Annotated in this window: 15 protein-coding genes; 2 read left to right on the top strand and 13 right to left on the bottom strand. The window is 63.9% G+C overall.

Features of this window, described 5'->3' with window-relative positions:
* Window positions 1–2 precede the first annotated feature (2 nt).
* From tuf to NMP98_RS14220, 4 genes are all read right to left on the bottom strand, one after another.
* A complete protein-coding gene (tuf, locus tag NMP98_RS14235) occupies window positions 3–1,268 on the bottom strand; it encodes a translation elongation factor EF-1 subunit alpha (protein WP_178915198.1) in 1,266 nt (421 codons plus the stop codon).
* 166 nt (window positions 1,269–1,434) lie between these two features.
* The gene (locus tag NMP98_RS14230; protein ID WP_254858539.1) at window positions 1,435–2,382 is read right to left on the bottom strand and encodes a homoserine dehydrogenase; all 948 of its coding nucleotides are present in this window, start codon (window positions 2,380–2,382) and stop codon (window positions 1,435–1,437) included.
* A complete protein-coding gene (locus NMP98_RS14225) occupies window positions 2,379–2,903 on the bottom strand; it encodes an amino acid-binding protein (RefSeq protein WP_254858538.1) in 525 nt (174 codons plus the stop codon). The genes NMP98_RS14230 and NMP98_RS14225 overlap by 4 nt, the downstream gene beginning before the upstream one ends.
* An 87-nt stretch (window positions 2,904–2,990) precedes the next feature.
* Window positions 2,991–3,209, bottom strand: a complete 219-nt coding sequence (locus NMP98_RS14220) for a hypothetical protein (protein ID WP_254858537.1) — start codon at window positions 3,207–3,209, stop codon at window positions 2,991–2,993.
* Between the two features lie 115 nt (window positions 3,210–3,324).
* Between NMP98_RS14220 and NMP98_RS14215 the strand changes: the two genes are divergently transcribed.
* Window positions 3,325–3,720, top strand: a complete 396-nt coding sequence (locus NMP98_RS14215) for a hypothetical protein (protein WP_254858536.1) — start codon at window positions 3,325–3,327, stop codon at window positions 3,718–3,720.
* A 69-nt stretch (window positions 3,721–3,789) separates the two neighbouring features.
* On the opposite strand, the gene NMP98_RS14210 is transcribed toward NMP98_RS14215, so the two are convergent.
* A complete protein-coding gene (locus NMP98_RS14210; protein ID WP_254858535.1) occupies window positions 3,790–5,979 on the bottom strand; it encodes an elongation factor EF-2 in 2,190 nt (729 codons plus the stop codon).
* A gap of 371 nt (window positions 5,980–6,350) precedes the next feature.
* Entirely contained in the window at window positions 6,351–7,379 is a 1,029-nt protein-coding gene (locus NMP98_RS14205) for a winged helix-turn-helix domain-containing protein (protein WP_254858534.1), read from the bottom strand.
* 148 nt (window positions 7,380–7,527) lie between these two features.
* Here NMP98_RS14205 and NMP98_RS14200 point away from each other — a divergent pair, with 148 nt between their 5' ends.
* Window positions 7,528–8,289, top strand: coding sequence for a DUF5781 family protein (locus NMP98_RS14200; protein ID WP_254858533.1), 762 nt, complete (start codon window positions 7,528–7,530; stop codon window positions 8,287–8,289).
* Here the strand turns inward: NMP98_RS14200 and NMP98_RS14195 are convergent.
* The 7 genes from NMP98_RS14195 to rpoB all read right to left on the bottom strand — a co-directional run bounded on the left by NMP98_RS14195 (window position 8,286) and on the right by rpoB (window position 17,404).
* Complete coding sequence (locus NMP98_RS14195) at window positions 8,286–9,626, bottom strand: PQQ-dependent sugar dehydrogenase (RefSeq protein WP_254858532.1); 1,341 nt, start codon at window positions 9,624–9,626, stop codon at window positions 8,286–8,288. The genes NMP98_RS14200 and NMP98_RS14195 overlap by 4 nt on opposite strands.
* 114 nt (window positions 9,627–9,740) lie before the next feature.
* On the bottom strand, window positions 9,741–10,352 hold the full coding sequence (locus NMP98_RS14190; protein WP_254858531.1) for a 30S ribosomal protein S7: 612 nt from the start codon (window positions 10,350–10,352) through the stop codon (window positions 9,741–9,743).
* A 2-nt stretch (window positions 10,353–10,354) separates the two neighbouring features.
* Window positions 10,355–10,783: a 30S ribosomal protein S12 gene (locus NMP98_RS14185; RefSeq protein WP_015410678.1), complete on the bottom strand. Its 429-nt coding sequence runs from the start codon at window positions 10,781–10,783 to the stop codon at window positions 10,355–10,357.
* Window positions 10,784–10,972: 189 nt separating this feature from the next.
* Window positions 10,973–11,398 (bottom strand): NusA-like transcription termination signal-binding factor, encoded by a 426-nt coding sequence (locus tag NMP98_RS14180; protein WP_254858530.1) that lies wholly within the window; start codon window positions 11,396–11,398, stop codon window positions 10,973–10,975.
* 24 nt (window positions 11,399–11,422) lie between these two features.
* On the bottom strand, window positions 11,423–12,631 hold the full coding sequence (gene rpoA2, locus NMP98_RS14175; protein ID WP_254858529.1) for a DNA-directed RNA polymerase subunit A'': 1,209 nt from the start codon (window positions 12,629–12,631) through the stop codon (window positions 11,423–11,425).
* Entirely contained in the window at window positions 12,624–15,578 is a 2,955-nt protein-coding gene (locus tag NMP98_RS14170; protein WP_367997239.1) for a DNA-directed RNA polymerase subunit A', read from the bottom strand. Before NMP98_RS14170 ends, rpoA2 begins: the two co-directional genes overlap by 8 nt.
* Window positions 15,578–17,404 carry a DNA-directed RNA polymerase subunit B gene (rpoB, locus tag NMP98_RS14165; RefSeq protein ID WP_254858528.1) on the bottom strand — a complete coding sequence of 609 codons (1,827 nt, stop codon included), beginning with the start codon at window positions 17,402–17,404 and terminating at the stop codon, window positions 15,578–15,580. The genes NMP98_RS14170 and rpoB overlap by 1 nt, the downstream gene beginning before the upstream one ends.
* Between the last annotated feature and the right edge of the window lies 1 nt (window position 17,405).

The raw sequence follows: 17,405 nt of genomic DNA, 5'->3' as shown, positions 1-17,405 counted from the left end.
CGTTATCGCTCGTTGACGCTGAGGACCTTGCCGGCCGCGACGGTCTGACCCATGTCGCGGATGGCGAAGCTGCCCAGCTCGGGAATCTCGTTCGAGGACTCGATGCTGAGCGGCTTCTGCGGTCGGACGGTGACGACGGCAGCGTCGCCGGACTGGATGAAGTCCGGGTTCTCCTCGGCGACCTCGCCGGAGGAGGGGTCGATCTTCTTGTCGATGGACTCGATGGTACACGCGACCTGCGCCGTGTGGGCGTGGAAGACCGGCGTGTAGCCAGCAGTGATGACCGAGGGGTGCTGCATGACGACGACCTGTGCCTGGAAGGTCTCGGCGACCGTCGGCGGGTCGTCGGCGGGGCCACAGACGTCACCGCGTCGGATGTCGTCCTTGCCGACGCCGCGGACGTTGAATCCAACGTTGTCGCCGGGGCCGGCCTCGGGGACTTCCTCGTGGTGCATCTCGATGGTCTTGACCTCTCCGCCAGCGTCGCTCGGCTGGAAGGAGACGTTGTCGCCCGTGTTCAGCATACCCGTCTCGACACGGCCGACCGGGACCGTACCGATACCCGAAATCGTGTAAACGTCCTGAATCGGCAGTCGCAGCGGCGCGTCCGTCGGCGGCTGCGGCTCCGGCAGGTCGTTGAGGGCCTCGAGCAGGGTCGGGCCGTCGTACCACGGCGTGTTCTCCGATTCCTCGGAGACGTTGTCGCCCTCGAACGCCGAGGTCGGGATGTACTTGGCGTCGTCGGTGTTGAAGCGAACCTGCTGAAGCAGCTGGTTGACTTCGTCGACGACGGCCTTGTACTTGCTCTCGTCGTAGTCGACGAGGTCCATCTTGTTGACCGCGATGATGAGCTCGTCGATGCCCAGCGTACGGGCCAGGAAGACGTGCTCTTGGGTCTGCGGCTGGACACCGTCGTCGGCTGCGACGACGAGCACCGCGTTGTCGGCCTGGCTCGCGCCAGTAATCATGTTCTTGACGAAGTCGCGGTGACCCGGACAGTCGACGATGGTGAAGTAGTACTCGTCGGTGTCGAACTCCTGGTGGGCGATGTCGATGGTTACACCGCGCTCTCGCTCCTCGGCGAGGTTGTCCATGACGTAGGCGAACTCGAAGCCGCCTTTACCCTTCTCTTCGGCTTCCTCTCGGTACTGTTCGATGACGTGCTCGGGGACGCTCCCGGTCTCGAAGAGGAGCCGCCCGACCATCGTACTCTTTCCGTGGTCGACGTGGCCGATGACGGCCAAGTTCTGGTGTGGTTTGTCGCTCATTGTGGTCTCACGCGCAGAGGCGCTATATCGGAGTCTTTTGTCGGTGCCCCGTAAAACGATTTCGAAAGGGATTCCGCCGAAACCGGGCGCGTCGGGCGGTTTGCGAGGTGATGACACGGGAACAGTAAGCGGGAGCGTTAGCGGGGAACGCCGCCGTCCAGAGCGGTCACTCCACAGGCGGAAGTCGCCCGATATCGGCCAGTACGGCGCTGGCAGTCTCCGGGCCGCCCGCACCGCGCCCCGAGATGTTCAGTCGGCCAGCGTGGTTCGTCTCCAACTGGACGATGTTGAGCGTCCCCGAGACGGCGAGCGTCCCGTTTTCGGGCACCAATCGCGGTCCGACCCGAACCGCTCCGTCGGCGACTTCCCCGATGAGTCGGATGGTTCGGCCGTCCTCTGCGGCGAGTTCGAGGGCGCTTCCGGGCAAATCGGCGATGCCCTCGACCTCGGCGTCTTCGAGGGTGTAGGTGTCGTCGTACAGCACGTTCGCGAGGATGACACACTTCAGGGCGGCGTCGGTCCCCTCCACGTCGAAGGTGGGGTCGGCCTCGGCGACGCCGAGGTCCTGTGCTTCGGCGAGGACGTGTTCGTAGCCCAGTCCCTCCGCGGCCATCCGAGTGAGGATGAAGTTCGCCGTCCCGTTGAGAACGCCGCGAGCGGCGGTCACCTGCCCGTTGAGGTCGTCGATAGTCGAGAGGATGGGAATCGCGCCGCCGACGGCAGCCTCGAACAGCACCGTCCCCTTCGAGTCGGCCTCCAAACTGCGAACCTCGTCGTAGCGCTCGGCGACCGGCCCCTTGTTCGCCAACACGACGTGACGGTCGCGTTCGAGCGCACGCGCGACGTGTGAAAAGCCCGGTTCGGCGTCACCGAGCGTCGTCGGCGTCGTCTCGACGAGCGCGTCGTAGTCGGCCTCCAGCGCGTCCGCAGGGTCGTGGTTCCCGACGACATCACGGCTCCGCTTTCGGGCGAGGACATCCTCGGCGTCGAGACCCCCGTCGTCGACGGCCGCCGTCGAGGAGTCCGCGACCGCGACGACCTCGTGGCCGTACTCGCCGGCCAACTCCACGACGGAGGAACCGACGGCGCCCGCTCCCATCACGGCCAGTTTCATTGGGACCCCTCCGTCAGCGGCTCGATGACGCGCAGGTCCTTCTCTTCGGCGACCGACCGGATGGTCGCGAGTGCGTCGTCGCTCTGTCCTTCGCTGGCGACGACGCGCAGGCGGGCGCTGGATGGCCCCTCAGTACCCGCTGGCGCCGACAACGACAGGTCCGCGACCGAAACCCCACCGCAATCGTGGAACCGCCGGAGGGTATCCGAGAGGTCCGTCTCGACGAGGTGGCCGACCAACACGACGGTCAACTCCTCGCTGTAGCGTTCGGCGCCCGCCTGGATGACGTTGACACCCGCCCCCCGGAGCGAGTCGACGATGACGTCGAACTGCGCTTGGGTCGCCTCGAGGTCGACCTCGACAGGGATGTGGCCCCGCGGTGTGAGATTGCCGCGCTCATGGAATATTGACAGCAGGTTCCCACCGTTGTCCGCGATGGGTTCGAGCGCGCCCAACAGCTCACCGGGTTCGTCGACGAGTTCGAGCCGAACCGTGTACGACCGTCTGTCTGCCTCGCTCATCGACTCACCTCCGAACGTTCGCTCATTACCTGCCACTCAACACCGCCGGCTATAAGAGCGCCGTCATTCGCAAGCGTGGCCGGTAGTTCACACCGGCAACAGCCGATCGTACACCTCGTCGATGCGCTCGTTGTAGGCCGCGCCGTCGGCCGCTCCCCACGGGTTCCGCGAGAAGTAGTACATACAGGCCAACACGATACCCGTCGTGACCGCGAACTCCGGCAGGACGGCACTGAGGAGAAACGACGACAGCCCTGCCAACAGCGCCGCGATTACCACGTCGACCACCTGATACGCCATGGACATACCGAGAGATACGCCGGCCGCCCCCTTCGGCGTGTCGCTGTGTTCCTGTATCGAGTTTCGAGCCTCGAAATCGAACGTATGTTTATGTCCGGTTGAAGACGATGGCTACGGAGCGATGGAAGGGAAGGTTCCGAGCGTGGCAACCACAGCAGCAGTGACGGCGCTGCTCGTCGTCGTCACGACGGCCGCGGTGTTCGGTCCGCAGACCGGAGCGGAACTGTACGGGGCGTTGCTCGTCTGGCCACTCCCCGCGGCGACGGCGTTAGCCGTCGGCGTCGACGCGCGCCGACTCTCTCGGTTCGCCGTCGTGTTCTGTGGGTCCCTCGTCGGACTGTCCCTGCTTTTCGGCACCGTCGTCGGCTATCGGATGTTGGGCGCCCTCATCGGCGTCCCTCCGGCCAATGTCGGACTCAGCGTCAACCCGGTGATGACCGTGCTGGCCGGCGGCGCAATCGTCCTGTCGTACTACGCCGTCTTCGAGTGGGACTGCCGGACCGAAACCCCCGTCTGAGGGACGAGTCGTCGGTTGCTGACGCTGTTCGGCGAAGAGACGAAGAAACGAGAGAGCAGTCGAGACGCCTTAGAAGTAGTCGATAGACTGTGGCAGTTCGAGCTTCATGCCCTTCCGCTCTCGAATCTCGTTGATGATGTCGGGCTGGAGGTTGTCGGCCAGCACGCGGAAGCCGGCGTTCTCCGTGTTCCAGGAGGCACGGCCCTCGGTGGCCGAGCGGATGTCGCTGGAGAAGCCGATCATCTCGTCGACGGGCGCGATGCCCTCGACGACCATGAGGTCACCCTCTTGGTACATGTCGTCGACGCGTCCGCGTCGACCCTGAATCTCGCCGGAGGCAGCGCCCATGTGCTCGTTGGGCACGTCGATGCGGACCTCCTGAATCGGCTCCAGAAGCTTGATTTCGGCGTCGATGAGCGCGTTGTGAACGGCCTGCCGAACCGCAGGGATGACCTGTGCCGGACCGCGGTGGATGGCGTCCTCGTGGAGGCGTGCGTCGTGGAGACGGATGAGCGACCCCTCGACGGGTTCGGCGGCGAGCGGGCCGTCGTTGAGCGCCTCTTCGAGCCCCTCGATGACGAGCTCCATCGTCTCGTTGAGGTGCTGGATACCCTTCGTGTCGTCGATGAACACGTTCGTGCCGTGGATGTGTTCGACGTTTTGGGCGGTGTCTTTGTCCATGCCCTGCTCCATGAGCTCCTCGCGGCGCTCCAGTTCGGGCATGTCCATCGAGATGTCGCCGAGTTTGATACTGTCGACGATGTCCTGTTCGAGCGGTTCGACGGTGATGTAGAACCGGTTGTGGTTGTTCGGCGAGCGGCCCTCGACCTCGCGGGACGCTTCCTGCGGTGCCTCCCGGTAGACGACGATGGGTTCACCGGTGTTGACCGGAATACCCTGGTTGCGCTCGATACGCTGGGTGATGACTTCGAGGTGGAGTTCGCCCTGCCCGGAGATGAGGTGTTCGCCGGTGTCCTCGTTGATTTCGATTTGGATGGTCGGGTCCTCCTTTGCGACCTGCTGGAGCGTCTCGATGAGCTTCGGCAGGTCGTCCATGCTCTGGGCCTCGACGGACTTCGTGATGACCGGCTCGGAGATGTGTTCGATGGACTCGAACGGCGTCATCTCCACCGAGGAGACGGTCGACCCGGCGATGGCGTCCTTCAGTCCGGTGACGGCAGCGATGTTGCCGGCGGGAACCTCTTCGACTTCCTCGCGTTCCCCGCCCATGTAGATGCCGACGCTCTGGACGCGGTTCGTCCCGGCCGTCCCGGAGACATAGAGGTCCTGGCCCTTCTCCAGCGTCCCGGAGAAGACACGACCCGCGGCGATTTCGCCGGCGTGGGGGTCGATACCGATGTCGGTGACCATCATGACGACCTCACCGTCCTCGTCGACGAGTCGCATCGTGTCGGCGATTTCCGATTCGGGGTCACCACGCCAGATACGCGGGATACGACGAGGCTGTGCGTCGATGGGGTTCGGGAAGTGCTCACACACCATGTCGAGAACCACGTCGGACAGCGGCGTCCGCTCGTGGAGCTCTTGGCGCTTGTCGGCCTGTTCGAGGTCGATAATCTCGCCGAAGTCCATCCCGGTACGCTGCATCGAGGGCATCGAGACGCCCCACTTGTACAGCGCCGACCCGAAGCCGACGGTGCCGTCCTCGACGGAGACCGTCCAGTCTTCGTCGATGTCGTCCATCTCCTCGGTCATCCCGCGGATGAGCTCGTTGACGTCGTGGATGACACCCGTGAGCCGCTGTTGCATCTCCTGGGGACCCTCCTGAAGCTCGGAGATGAGGCGGTCGACCTTGTTGATGAACAGCGTCGGCTTGACACCCTCCCGCAGCGCCTGCCGCAGGACGGTCTCCGTCTGGGGCATCGCGCCCTCGACGGCGTCGACGACGACGAGCGCGCCGTCGACAGCACGCATCGCACGGGTCACGTCGCCACCGAAGTCGACGTGGCCCGGCGTGTCGATGAGGTTGATAAGGTGATTGGTGTCCTCGTACTCGTGTGTCATCGAGACGTTGGCCGCGTCGATGGTGATACCGCGTTCCTGTTCGTCTTCCTCGGTGTCCATCGCGAGTTGCTGGCCGGCGGTGTCGTCGGAAATCATGCCGGCACCTGCCAGCAGGTTGTCGGTCAGCGTCGTCTTCCCGTGGTCAACGTGCGCGGCGATGGCGATGTTCCGGATGTTCTCCGGGTTGTCCATCAGCCGTTCGCACTCCTGTACGATTTTCTTGCGTCGGCCCATTATACAGTCAATTATCGACAGCAGGGTGAAAAGGATAGTGTTTCGCCACGGACGACAACCGCCCCAAGGTGGGTTGAGAACGCTCAGCAATGTTTCGGCGTACGGCAGTGCTCCGAGTGGTCGACTCCCGACTACAAAGCAGGAAGTGGGCCACGGAACCCACCACCAAGGGCCCATCCCCAGTATGCCCCCCTCCCCTGCCGCGGCGTTCGTCTACCCGTGTGGCTGGAAGTAAACGATTGTGAGCAACCGACTGCTCCAAATCATCTGACAGGTTTGGCGACCGGCCGACGACGCTCGGGAGCATCGATGGAGCCGACGACGTGGGTCGGCCGTTTCGTTCCAGCGGCCGGAACTGACTGACACCGGTATCAGCGCACGTTCTTGGTTCGCATCTCCTCGTCGACGGTAACTCGAATCTCGTCGCCGTCGAACGGGACACGTACCTCTACCTCGAGGGGAGCCTCCGAAACGACGGAGCGTTCGATTCCGTCGATGTACCCCGAATCGACCCAAAAAAGCCGCCGCAACTCGAGGAAGCTCTCGAAGGGCTGACGCTCGTAGACGAAGGCAATGACTGCCGGGTGAAACAGTATCGGCAACCAGACGACACACCACCGACTGTACGAACAGTTCGCACAAACGTGTTCGACCCAGATGTCGGGGACGGAACCACACGCAGTACACATCCCGTCGGTGTCCGTCTCGTGTTCCTCACAGGCGTGCATCGAGCGGTCGACCGTTCCACCACACTCGGGACAGACACCTTGTAACATCGTGGCCAGATCGGTCTCGTAGTGAACGCGAGCCGCTTCAAGGACCTCGATACCGTGGCGGCCCTGGAGGCCGGCGGGCGGAAACGTGTGGTGCATGAACGTACCTCTAGGGACATCACCTCCCATCACGCCCGCACACGAGGTACAGCGGACGGTGATGAACTCGTCGGCGTAGCTGAACTCGATTGCACCCCCACAGAGCGGACAGGGGACGCCGAGGTCGGTGGGTTCGATTCGCGGGTCGTGGGTGATAGTGCCTGCCAGCACCGCCCTGATGACCGCCTTTCCGGCCTCTCGGAGCTCGTAGCCCTCCCCCGTCTGTCGGACGAAGTGTTCGGCCAGTTTCGAGAGATGGTAGTTGAAGTTCCCCCGGTCGACGTCGACATCGGCGTGGAGTTCGGAGAAGGCGACCGGTTCGTCGCGACGCTCCCAGAGCGCCTGTAGTATCTCGATTCGGGTCTCGTTGGCCAGCATCGAGAACGCTTCCGGCGGCGACACGCCGCCGTGGTCGACTTCGGAACGGTCAATCCCCGTCTCATCCCCCGTTTTCCAGTCGGTCTTCCACTCGGGAACCCCCCGCCCGGACGACTCCGGCGGTGACTCCGATTCGTCACGCTCGGGCATTCTTTAGACGTATGCCACCCGTTCACTTAATTCGACCTCTGCTGTGAACGAGCGTGCCGGAACGACGACTACGACAACGGCGACGTTCGTCATCGAGGCTGCCGCCTGCGTAAGAGTCAAACGGTGGCAGCCCTTGTCAAGTGATGACATGGACGTTCGCGTGACGGGACGTGGGCCAGCCGAACCGTTCTTGAGTTCGCGTGACCTGCTGGCGACCGAGTACGACCTCGACCTCCCGGTGGTCGTAAAGATACGCGAGAACCCCGACGAGCGGACCGTCGCGGGTCACTACGACGACCGACACGAACTGCTCGTCTCCAGACGAGCCGCCACCTCGGCGATGGCACGGGAACTCGCCCTCCACGAGTTCGCACACATGGCCCGCTACGAGGAAGAACACCCCTCACACCTCCAATCGACCGAAGAAGCGTTGTTTCTCGCGTTGGCCGGCAAGAGCGTCGAGCGGCGCAAACTCTCACATTGTTATCAAATCGCCAACCACATGAAGGACATCTACGCCGACGACATCACCCTCGACATCGGCCCGACCGAGAAGTTGGTCGCCTTCATGGAATCATCACTCGCGCGGGCGGTCGCCGATTCCCCACCGTCGGCACCCGGCGAGTGGGAGCGGTGGAGTCCCGCCGCCGACCCCGATATTACGGCCGTCAACGCGGCGTTCGCACTCGCCTTGCTCGAACGCCACGATGCCATCGACGACGACCACCGACTGTACGACCTCGCCCACGCCGCCGCCGCGGACGCACCCGACGTGTCGCTGTCGACGTTCAAACGAACGTTCCGGTCGTTGGCAGACGACCCCGACGAGTCGGAGTACCGGAAGGCACTCGTCGACGTGACCCGGGAGTACGTCCTCGACGAGGGACCGACCCAGCGGGCCGCCGACTAGTTCTGGACGATACGGAGCAAGCGGTCGTCGTTCGGCTTGGGGAACTGCTCGGTCGCCCGGCCGTCGCGGTTCGACGTGACGACGTACAGCGCCCCGTCGGGACCCTGCTCTGCGTGGCGAATCCGACCGAGTTCGTCCTCGAACAGCGGGTGGGAAACCGCGTCGTACTCCGAGTACAGCCAATCGGCATCGAAGCGCCGGCCACCGATGTCCGGCGGGTCGCCGTCGTAAATCGAGACGACGTTCAGCCGCTGGGAGATGAGTCCGCCGCTGATGAACCGGTTTTGCAGGGCGGGGACGGCATCGCCAGTGTAGAAGACGCCGCCGGTCGGCGCCCAACTCGTTCCCGGACCCGTGTTCACCAGCGGCGGAACCACGTCCGGGTGGTCCGGGTACGACTCGTAGGCATCGTCGTCCGGACCGCTGCGGACGTTCCGCCAGCCGTAGTTGCCGCCCGCTTCGAGTATCTGTACCTCGTCGCGCGCCTGCGGGCCGTGTTCGGAGACGACCGGCGTTCCATCCGGCAGCCACGTCACGGCCTGTGGGTTCCGGTGGCCGTAGGTGTACACGCGGGGGTCTTCGAGGCCGGGATTGTCCTCGGGAGCGGTGCCGTCGGGGTTCAACCGAAGCACTTTCCCGCCGAGTCGTCCGGGGTCCTGCGGCAGTCCCTCGACGTTGGCGTCGCCGGTGGTCACCCACAGGTAGTTCCGCGGGCCGAACGCCAGCCGTGCGCCGTTGTGGATGATGCGGTGGCCGGGGATGTCGTCGATGACGACCGTCTCCTCGTTGCCGTTTTCGAGGTCATAGAACACCAGTCGGTTGCGGTAGTCCTCCTCGCCCGCCTGATAGGTGTAGAAGGCGTACAGTACGGGCACCTCGGGGTAATTCGGATGGAGGGCGATACCGAGCAAGCCACCCTCGCTACCGCCGGCCCACCAGTCGTTGTTTTCGGGGTCCGCGATGGAGTCCGCGTGGTCGATAACGTCGTCGGGCGTGGCGACGGCTTCCAGTTCCCCCGAGGAGTAACGACTGATGCGGCCGACACGCTCGGAGATGTACACCTCGCCGCTGTCCGCGAACTCGATGTCCCAGCCGACTTCGAGGTTCTCGATGACCGTTTCCGTTCCGTAGGTCGCCTCCTGCGGCGAGTTGCGGGGCGGCTCCCACTCGGGGTCGTAGCGGTTCCACGACTCGATGTCGTGAGACACCGAGAGGTCGTACTGTGAGTCGACGGGTTCCAGGTCGTCGGTCCCGAGGCCGAAACAGCCGGCAACGGCGATTGACCCGGCCGCACCGACCGACGCGAGGAACCGACGGCGACTGTGGAGGGGCTCCATACCGCCTCATGCGGTCCCGCCCGCTAAAACGTGCTGTTTCGGGAAGGTGTTCGGGAGACTGACTCGACAGCGGCAGGGCTACTCGCCAAGAGAAACGAGAGGGAAAGCGAACGGTTAGCGGGCTGCGGCAGCGACGCGCTCCTGTTCTTCCTTCTGGCTGATGGGGTAGGCCTGGAGGTCGTAGTTGGCGGCGCCCGTAATCTGTTGGGCCAGCGCCTCCTCGGCCGGCGTCGTCGTCTTGAACGACCCGCTCTGTGTGCCCTGTGCGATGAACTTCAGCGACTGGTCGACGCGGCGCTGCGGGGCCACGTCGACGGCCTTCGGAACCGAGATGCCGCCGTACTTCAGGCGGACGGTCTCCTCTCGGGGGCCGCTGTTCTCGACGGCGCGGACGAGTACCTGGACGGGGTTCTCGTCGGTTCGCTCGGCGACGATTTCGAAGGCGTCGCGGACGATGCGCGTCGCCTGCTGTTTCTTGCCTGTGTTCTCCTCGGTCTGCATCAGGCGGTTGATGAGCCGCTCGACGATGCTGATTTCGGATTTCTTGAACTGTTTTTCGGAGTGGCGTCCCATCGTGTGAGCGATGGGCGTGACGGTGATGTAGCGGCGCATCGAGGGGTCGGTGTACTCGATTTCGCCGATTTCCCACTGTCCGAACAGTTTCGCCGAGACGCGTTCGTCGTCGGTCGATGCCGGGGCGTCCGGCTCGGGTGCGTCCGAACTCATCGTTATCGCACCGGCTTCTCCGCGTTCCCGCGGACGAGTTCAATCATCGAGACACCGTTGACCTTCTCGACTTTGTAGTTGACACCCGAGAGGTCGCCCATCGCACGACCCTTTGCACCACCGATACCGGCGATGGTGACCTCGTCGTGCTCGTCGATGAACGAGATGGCACCATCACCGGGACAGAAGGCGGTGACCTGCTTTCCGTTCTTGATGAGCTGCACTCGGACACACTTCCGGATGGCCGAGTTGGGCTGCTTTGCCTCGATACCGACCTTCTCGAGGACGATGCCCCGACCTTGGGGGGCGCCCTCGAGGGGGTCGGACTTCTTGCCGAGTCCGCGGGCACGGCGCGCGTAATCAGAGTCGGACCACCGGTGTTTCTGGCGGTCCTTCTTGAGTTTGCGCGCGGCGTATTTGCCGTTCGCCATAGTACCCCTTGCTTCCCTACGGAGATACTTAAGCATCCCTTTTCGACCGCGTCGTCGTGTGTCCTTCCCGCACGTGGGAGTCACACCCACTCGTCTGGACCCACCAACCGCGAACGCCGGCTGTACGCCGCCCTTGGCGGTGATGGCCCCGACTGCGGGAGCATCCTCGTTTGGGAGTGGCGACGCCTGCTACGTTAGCTCGATTTCGTCGATGTCGAAGTGACGCTTCGCCAACCGACGCGCAATAGCGATGTTTCGACCCTCCGTCCCGATGGCGACGCCGCGGTCGTCGTGGTCGACCTCCGCGTAGGCGACGGTCGTATCGCCGTTGCTTATCGTCACGTTGTACACCGCCGCGGGCGCGAGCGCGTTCGCGACGAAATCCTCGGGTGTGTCCGCTCCCTCCACTAACTCGATGTGCTTGCCCAACCGCTCTTCGAGGGTCTTGACGTGTTTTCCGCCCGGTCCGATGGCCTGTCCCATCGTCCCCGGCGGCACGACGAAAGTCAGGCGGTCCTCGTCGTCGTCTACGAGACAATCAGTCGCCGCCACGCCGGTTTCCTCATCGAGGAGCGCAATGTACTGTCTGGCCTCGTCGGAGAGCGTGATGGTCATGAAGTATGAAACGCGAGCCCGAAATTAGTCGTCGGCGGATTTGCCGCCGGTTTGCTTTGCGCCCATCCGAAGGTCGACGTCGCCGGTGCCCAGTTTGATGGGTTTGCCGACGATGACGTTCTCCGTGACCCCATCGAGGGCGTCGACCTCGCCGTGAATCGCCGCATCGAGCAGGTGGTTGACGGTGACCTCGAAGGCCGCACGCGCCAACACCGAGTCCTTGTTGCCGGAGATGCCGTGTCGGCCGATGGACTCGATTTCGCCGTTGTTGGTCATGATGTCGGCGACCAACATCAGGTGCCGAATGTTCACGTCGTCGAGCCCCTGCTCTTCGAGCGTGTTCATCGTCTCCTCGATTATGGCCTCGCGGGCCGCCTCGATGCCGAGGTTGCGGTTGATTTCGTGGATGTTGTTACACGTCGTCCGGGATGCGTCGACGCCCTCGATGTCGAGAACGTCGCCGAACGACGACCCCTCGGTGTAGAGGACGAACTCCTCGCCGTCTTCGAGTTCTTCCTTCCGAATGACGACGCGGCTGATTTCGTCGATGCCCTTGAACACGACTTCCCGAAGTTCTTCGACCAACTGGAGCAACTCCCGGTAGGAGGGCTGGTCGGGGCCGAACTCGATGACGGTCGGTTCGGGCTGGACCGTCTCGACGCCGAGTTTCGAATCGATGGTATCGGCGATTTCGCCGGCCACCTCCGGGAGGCTCTCGACGGTCGGCCACCGCTCTTCGAGGGTCTCCTCGTTGAGGTCGATGCGGACGAGCATGTCCGCGACGTTCGTCGAGATGTCACCCAGCGCGAGGATGCGCGTCGCCTCGATTTGCCAGACGACCTCGTGGGCCTTCTCGCGGTCTTCGGCGTACTCGCCGTCGAGATGCACCGTCATCATCGGCGTGTCGGGCGTCTTCCGGGCGTCCACCAGCTCGATGAGCCGTGGCAGCCCCTGTGTCACGTCGATTTCCGCGACGCCCGCGTAGTGGAACGTGTTCATCGTCATCTGCGTTCCGGGTTCGCCGATGGACTGCGCCGAGACGGTCCCGACGGGGTCCAGCGGGTCGATGCGCGTATCGAGGTACTGGGACTCGACGGCCTGCGTGATGCTCTCGGCCTGTTCGGTCGTTACGCCCTCACGGGCCTCGATGGTCTCATAGACCTCGTCTTTCAGCCGTCGCGGGAGGTCGGTGTCCTCGACGATGGCCTCGATGTCGTCGGTAACCTCAGTCATCGGATTCCACCTCCGTTCCCGAGGCGGTTCGCCACGACTCCCCGTGTTCCGAGAGGTTCGTCGTCGGCTCCTGCAGGCCGAGGAACTCCTCGCGTGCCTGTTCGGTGTCGAACTCCTCTTCGACGATGCGGTCGGCGATGGATTCGACGTCGATGTCGAACTTCTCGTCGGAGGAGACCCGAACCGGCGAAGTGCCGTCCTCGCCGAACTCGAACTGGACGATGGTGTCGGAAGTGTCCCGGACCGTGCCGTCGTACTGCGCTTCCAACTCCGACAGCGCGTTGATGAGTCGGCGCTGGAGGTAGCCGGACTTTGACGTTCGGACCGCGGTGTCGACCAGTCCCTCGCGGCCGCCCATCGCGTGGAAGAAGAACTCCCGCGGCGTCAGGCCGTTGCGGTAGGAGTTCTCGACGAAGCCGTGGGCGTCAGCCGAGAGGTCGTTGCGCTGGAAGTGACTCAGGGTACGGTCCTCGTAACCGCGGTTGATTCGCTCGCCGCGGACTGCCTGCTGGCCGACACAGCCGGCCATCTGCGTGAGGTTCAGCATCGACCCACGTGCGCCGGACTGGGCCATGACGACCGCGGGGTTGTCGTCGCCGAAGTGGTCGTCGGCGATGTCACCGGCGGAGTCACGGGCTTTCCCGAGCGTCTGCATGATTTTCATCTCCAGTGTCTCGTCGACGGTCCGGCCCGGCAGCGACTCGAGTTCGCCCGACCGATAGGTGTCGATGAGTTTCTGGACGCGCTCGTAGGCGTTGTCGATGGCCTCGGCAATCTGGTCTTCGGCCTCCCGTTCGATGGACTCGTCGTCGATACCGATGGAGAACCCGAAGTGCATGATGGCACGCATCGCCAGCGTCGCGACTTCGTTGACGAACACGCGGGCGCGAGTGTTGCCGTACACCTTACAGATGGTGTCGACGACCTCGCCGCCGAAGGCACCGACGGCGTCCTCGTCGATAGTGCCGGAAACGAGTTGCCCCTCGTCGATGACAACGGTATCACCGGCCGAAGAGGTGAACTCGAGACTCAACCCTTCCGGCAGCAACTCCGAGAACACCGTTCGCCCGGTCCAGTACTCCTTGCCCTCCTCGTCGGTACCGTCGGCTTCGGGCAGTTCGTCGATGGACGTGGCACGGAGCAGGTCGAGTGCCTGCGTCTCGTTGAACTGCGGATTCTCGTGGGTCAGCAGGTACGTCCCGCTGATGTGGTCCTGAATCGCGCCGATGATGTTCTCTCCGAACCGGGGGCTGAGAATCTGCTCTTGGACGCGCATGAGGACACGCGCCTCCGCACGGGCCTCCTCGTTTTGGAGGGCGTGCATGTTCATCTCGTCGCCGTCGAAGTCAGCGTTGTACGGCGGACAGACGACGGTGTTCAGCCGGAACGTCTTGTACGGCATCACGACCACTTCGTGGGCCATGATGGACATCCGGTGCAGCGACGGCTGGCGGTTGAAGATGACGATGTCGCCGTCGATGAGGTGTCGAGCGACCTCCCAACCGACCTCGACTTTCTCTGCGAGTTCCTCGCAGTTCTTCTCGGTCACCTTCAGTCGGCGGCCGTCGGGCCGTTTGACGTAGTTGGCGCCCGGATGTGATTCGGGGCCGTTGGCGACGTAGCGCCGGGCGTCCTCGATGTTCCGGTCGTTGACGTTCATCGTCTGGGTCATCTCGCTTGCGACCCGGTCGGGAACGCCGACCTCGTTGAGGCTGAGCGTCGGGTCCGGCGAGATGACGGTTCGCGCGGAGAAGTTCACGCGCTTGCCGGACAGCGAGCCACGGAAGCGGCCTTCCTTGCCCTTCAGTCGCTGAGAGAGTGTCTTCAGGGGCCGTCCCGAGCGGTGTCGGGCCGGCGGCGTCCCCGAAATCTCGTTGTCCATGAACGTCGTGACGTGGTACTGGAGCAGCTCCCAGAGGTCCTCGATGATGAGTTGCGGCGCACCGGCCTCGCGGTTCTCCATGAACCGCTGGTTGATGCGGATGATGTCGACCAGTTTGTGCGTGAGGTCGTCCTCGCTACGCTGGCCGTTGTCGAGCGTAATCGAGGGTCGTGCGGTCACCGGCGGCACCGGAAGCACGGTCAGAATCATCCACTCCGGCCGGGACTTCTCCGAGGAGATGCCGAGCGTCTCCATGTCGTCGTCGGGGATGTCCTCGAACCAGTCGCGGATGTCCGAGGGCATCAGTTTGTTCATGTCCTCCTCGGTGAGGTCGACGGACAGTGCCTTCTCCAGAGCCTTCCGGTCGTCCTTCTTCGGGCGGAACTCCCCGGAGAGAATCTGGTTGATGCGTTCGAGGTCGATACCCGTCTCCTCGGAGAGTTCGTTCGGACCGATGGGTTCGCGGTCGGCGTCTTCCTCGCCGTCCTCGGCGTCGGGGTCTCGTCCCTCCATCGCGGCGGCGATGCGCTCGGGGTACTCCGAGGACAGCACCTGCTGGACCTCGTAGTACGTCGTCGGCTTCTCGTGGTTGATGTCGAACTGCTTCTCCCCGCAGTGCGGACAGCGGTCCTTCTTCCGTGCGAGGCGGATAGCCGCCTTCGTCACGTCGTTTAAGTCCTCGCCGAGCTGTCGCGTCCGGTCGAGTCGGTCGCGGAACTCCGACTGCTCGTCCTCGGTGAGACAGAGTCGCGAACACTCCCGACAGGTCCCACGCAGGAGCCGCCGGATGAGTTTCGCGAAGCCGACGTGAATGACCGGCGCCGCGAGTTCGATGTGGCCGAAGTGGCCGTTACACGAACCCGAGTGCTTCCCGCAGGTCTTACACTCCAGTCCGGGGTCGATGACCCCGAGTCGGGGATCCATCAGCCCCATGTCGATTGGGAAGCCGTCGTCGTCGTACGTGTCGGCCGTAATCACTTTGGTCGCCGACATGTCCCGATACTCCTCGGGGTCCATCAGTCCGAAACTGAGCGACCCGATTTCTTTAGGTGCGTGTCCCTCCATTATACTGCATCCTCCAGTTCGATTCGCGGAGCGATACCGAGCGCCTTCATCTCGTCGAGTAGGAGCTTGAACGCGTAACTCATCTCGACCTCGTGGACGTCCGTCTCCTCGTCACAGTTCGGACAGTACACCCGGCGTTGCTCGACGTTCTCGACCGCGCTCATCCCACACTGCCCGCAGACGTGAATCCACTCGCGGTCGGATTCGTCGAGCAGTCGTTCCTTCAGCGTCATGGCCGCACCGTGGCCGATGAACACGTCCCGTTCCATCTCACCGATACGGAGGCCACCCTCACGGGCACGCCCCTCCGTCGGCTGGCGCGTCAACACCTGCACCGGCCCGCGGGAGCGGGCGTGCAGTTTGTTCGACACCATGTGGTAGAGCTTCTGATAGAAGATGACGCCGACGAAGATTTCGGCCTCGATGCGTTCGCCGGTGACGCCGGAGTACATCACTTCCTTCCCGTTGGACTTGAAGCCGCGGTCGACGAGCGCACCGCGGAGTTCGTCCTCGTTTTCGCCCTGGAACGGCGTCCCGTCGACGCGGCGTCCCTCGAGGGATCCGACCTTCCCGCCGAGCATCTCCAAAATGTGTCCGACCGTCATCCGCGACGGCAGGGCGTGGGGGTTGACGATGAGGTCCGGCACGAGGCCGTCCTGCGTGAACGGCATGTCCTCCTGTGGTGCGAGGTGGCCGACGACGCCCTTCTGGCCGTGTCGGGACGCGAACTTGTCGCCGAGTTCCGGCACGCGTTCGTCACGTACCTTCACTTTCGACAGTTTCGAGCCGTCCTCGCCCTCCATCAGCGTCACCGTGTCGACGACGCCGGATTCACCGGAGCGCATCGTCACGCTGGTCTCACGGCGCTTCTGTGGGGAGAGTCCGCCCATGTCGTCCGGTTCTTCGAGGAACCGCGGCGGCGATGTCTTCCCGAGCAACACGTCGTTTTCGCCGACGTCCGTTTCGGGGTTGACGAGGCCGTCCTCGTCGAGGTGGGTGTAGGCCTCCTCGCCACGTGCGCCCCGAACCTCATCGTCGGGGATTTCGAAGCGGTCCTCCTGACCGCCGGGGTAGCGGCGTTCCTCGCCCTCGTAGGTCCGGAAGAAGTGCGACCGGGCGAGTGCGCGCTCGACGCTCGCCTTGTTCATGACGAGTGCGTCCTCGATGTTGAACCCCTCATACGACATGACGGCGACGACGAAGTTCTGTGCCGCCGGGCGGTCGTCGTAGCCGATTTGCTCGGTCGTCTGGGTCTTGACGATGGAGAGTTGGGGGTAGTGAAGCAGGTGCTGACGCGTGTCGGGCCGGATGCGGTAGTTTGCCGACGGCAGCCCCAGCGACTGCTTGATCATCCCCGACCCCATCGTAATCCGCGGCGAGGCGTTGTGTTCGGGGTACGGAATCATCCCCGCACCGATGCCGAACATCAACTGTGGGTCGACTTCGAGGTGGGTGTGGTCCTCGGTGAGGTCGTCCTCGTCGACGGCGACGAAGATGTCCTCCTCCTCCTCGGCGTCGATGAACTCGATGTAGCCGCGGTTGACGAGCTCCTCGAACTGGAGTTCGTCCGCCTCGACGGCCTCGATTTCCTCGTCACCGAGCAGCGGTTCGCCGTCCTCGACGACGATGAGGGGCCGGCGTGCGCGGCCGGCGTCGGCGTTGACGATGACCTCGCCGGTGCGTTCCCGCACCGCGACGTTCACCATCTCGTCGATTTCGCCGCGCCGTCGGGATTCGCGGATGTCGTTTGCGAGTTTATGCGGGTCCGGATGGGTGCCGATGAGGCTCCCATTTACGTACACTTTTGCGTCTCGTCCCTGGCTCATG

Source organism: Natronomonas gomsonensis, assembly GCF_024300825.1.
Classification (GTDB): domain Archaea; phylum Halobacteriota; class Halobacteria; order Halobacteriales; family Haloarculaceae; genus Natronomonas; species Natronomonas gomsonensis.
Note: the sequence above shows the minus strand (reverse complement) of the source record. Positions and strands in the feature narration are given on the sequence as shown.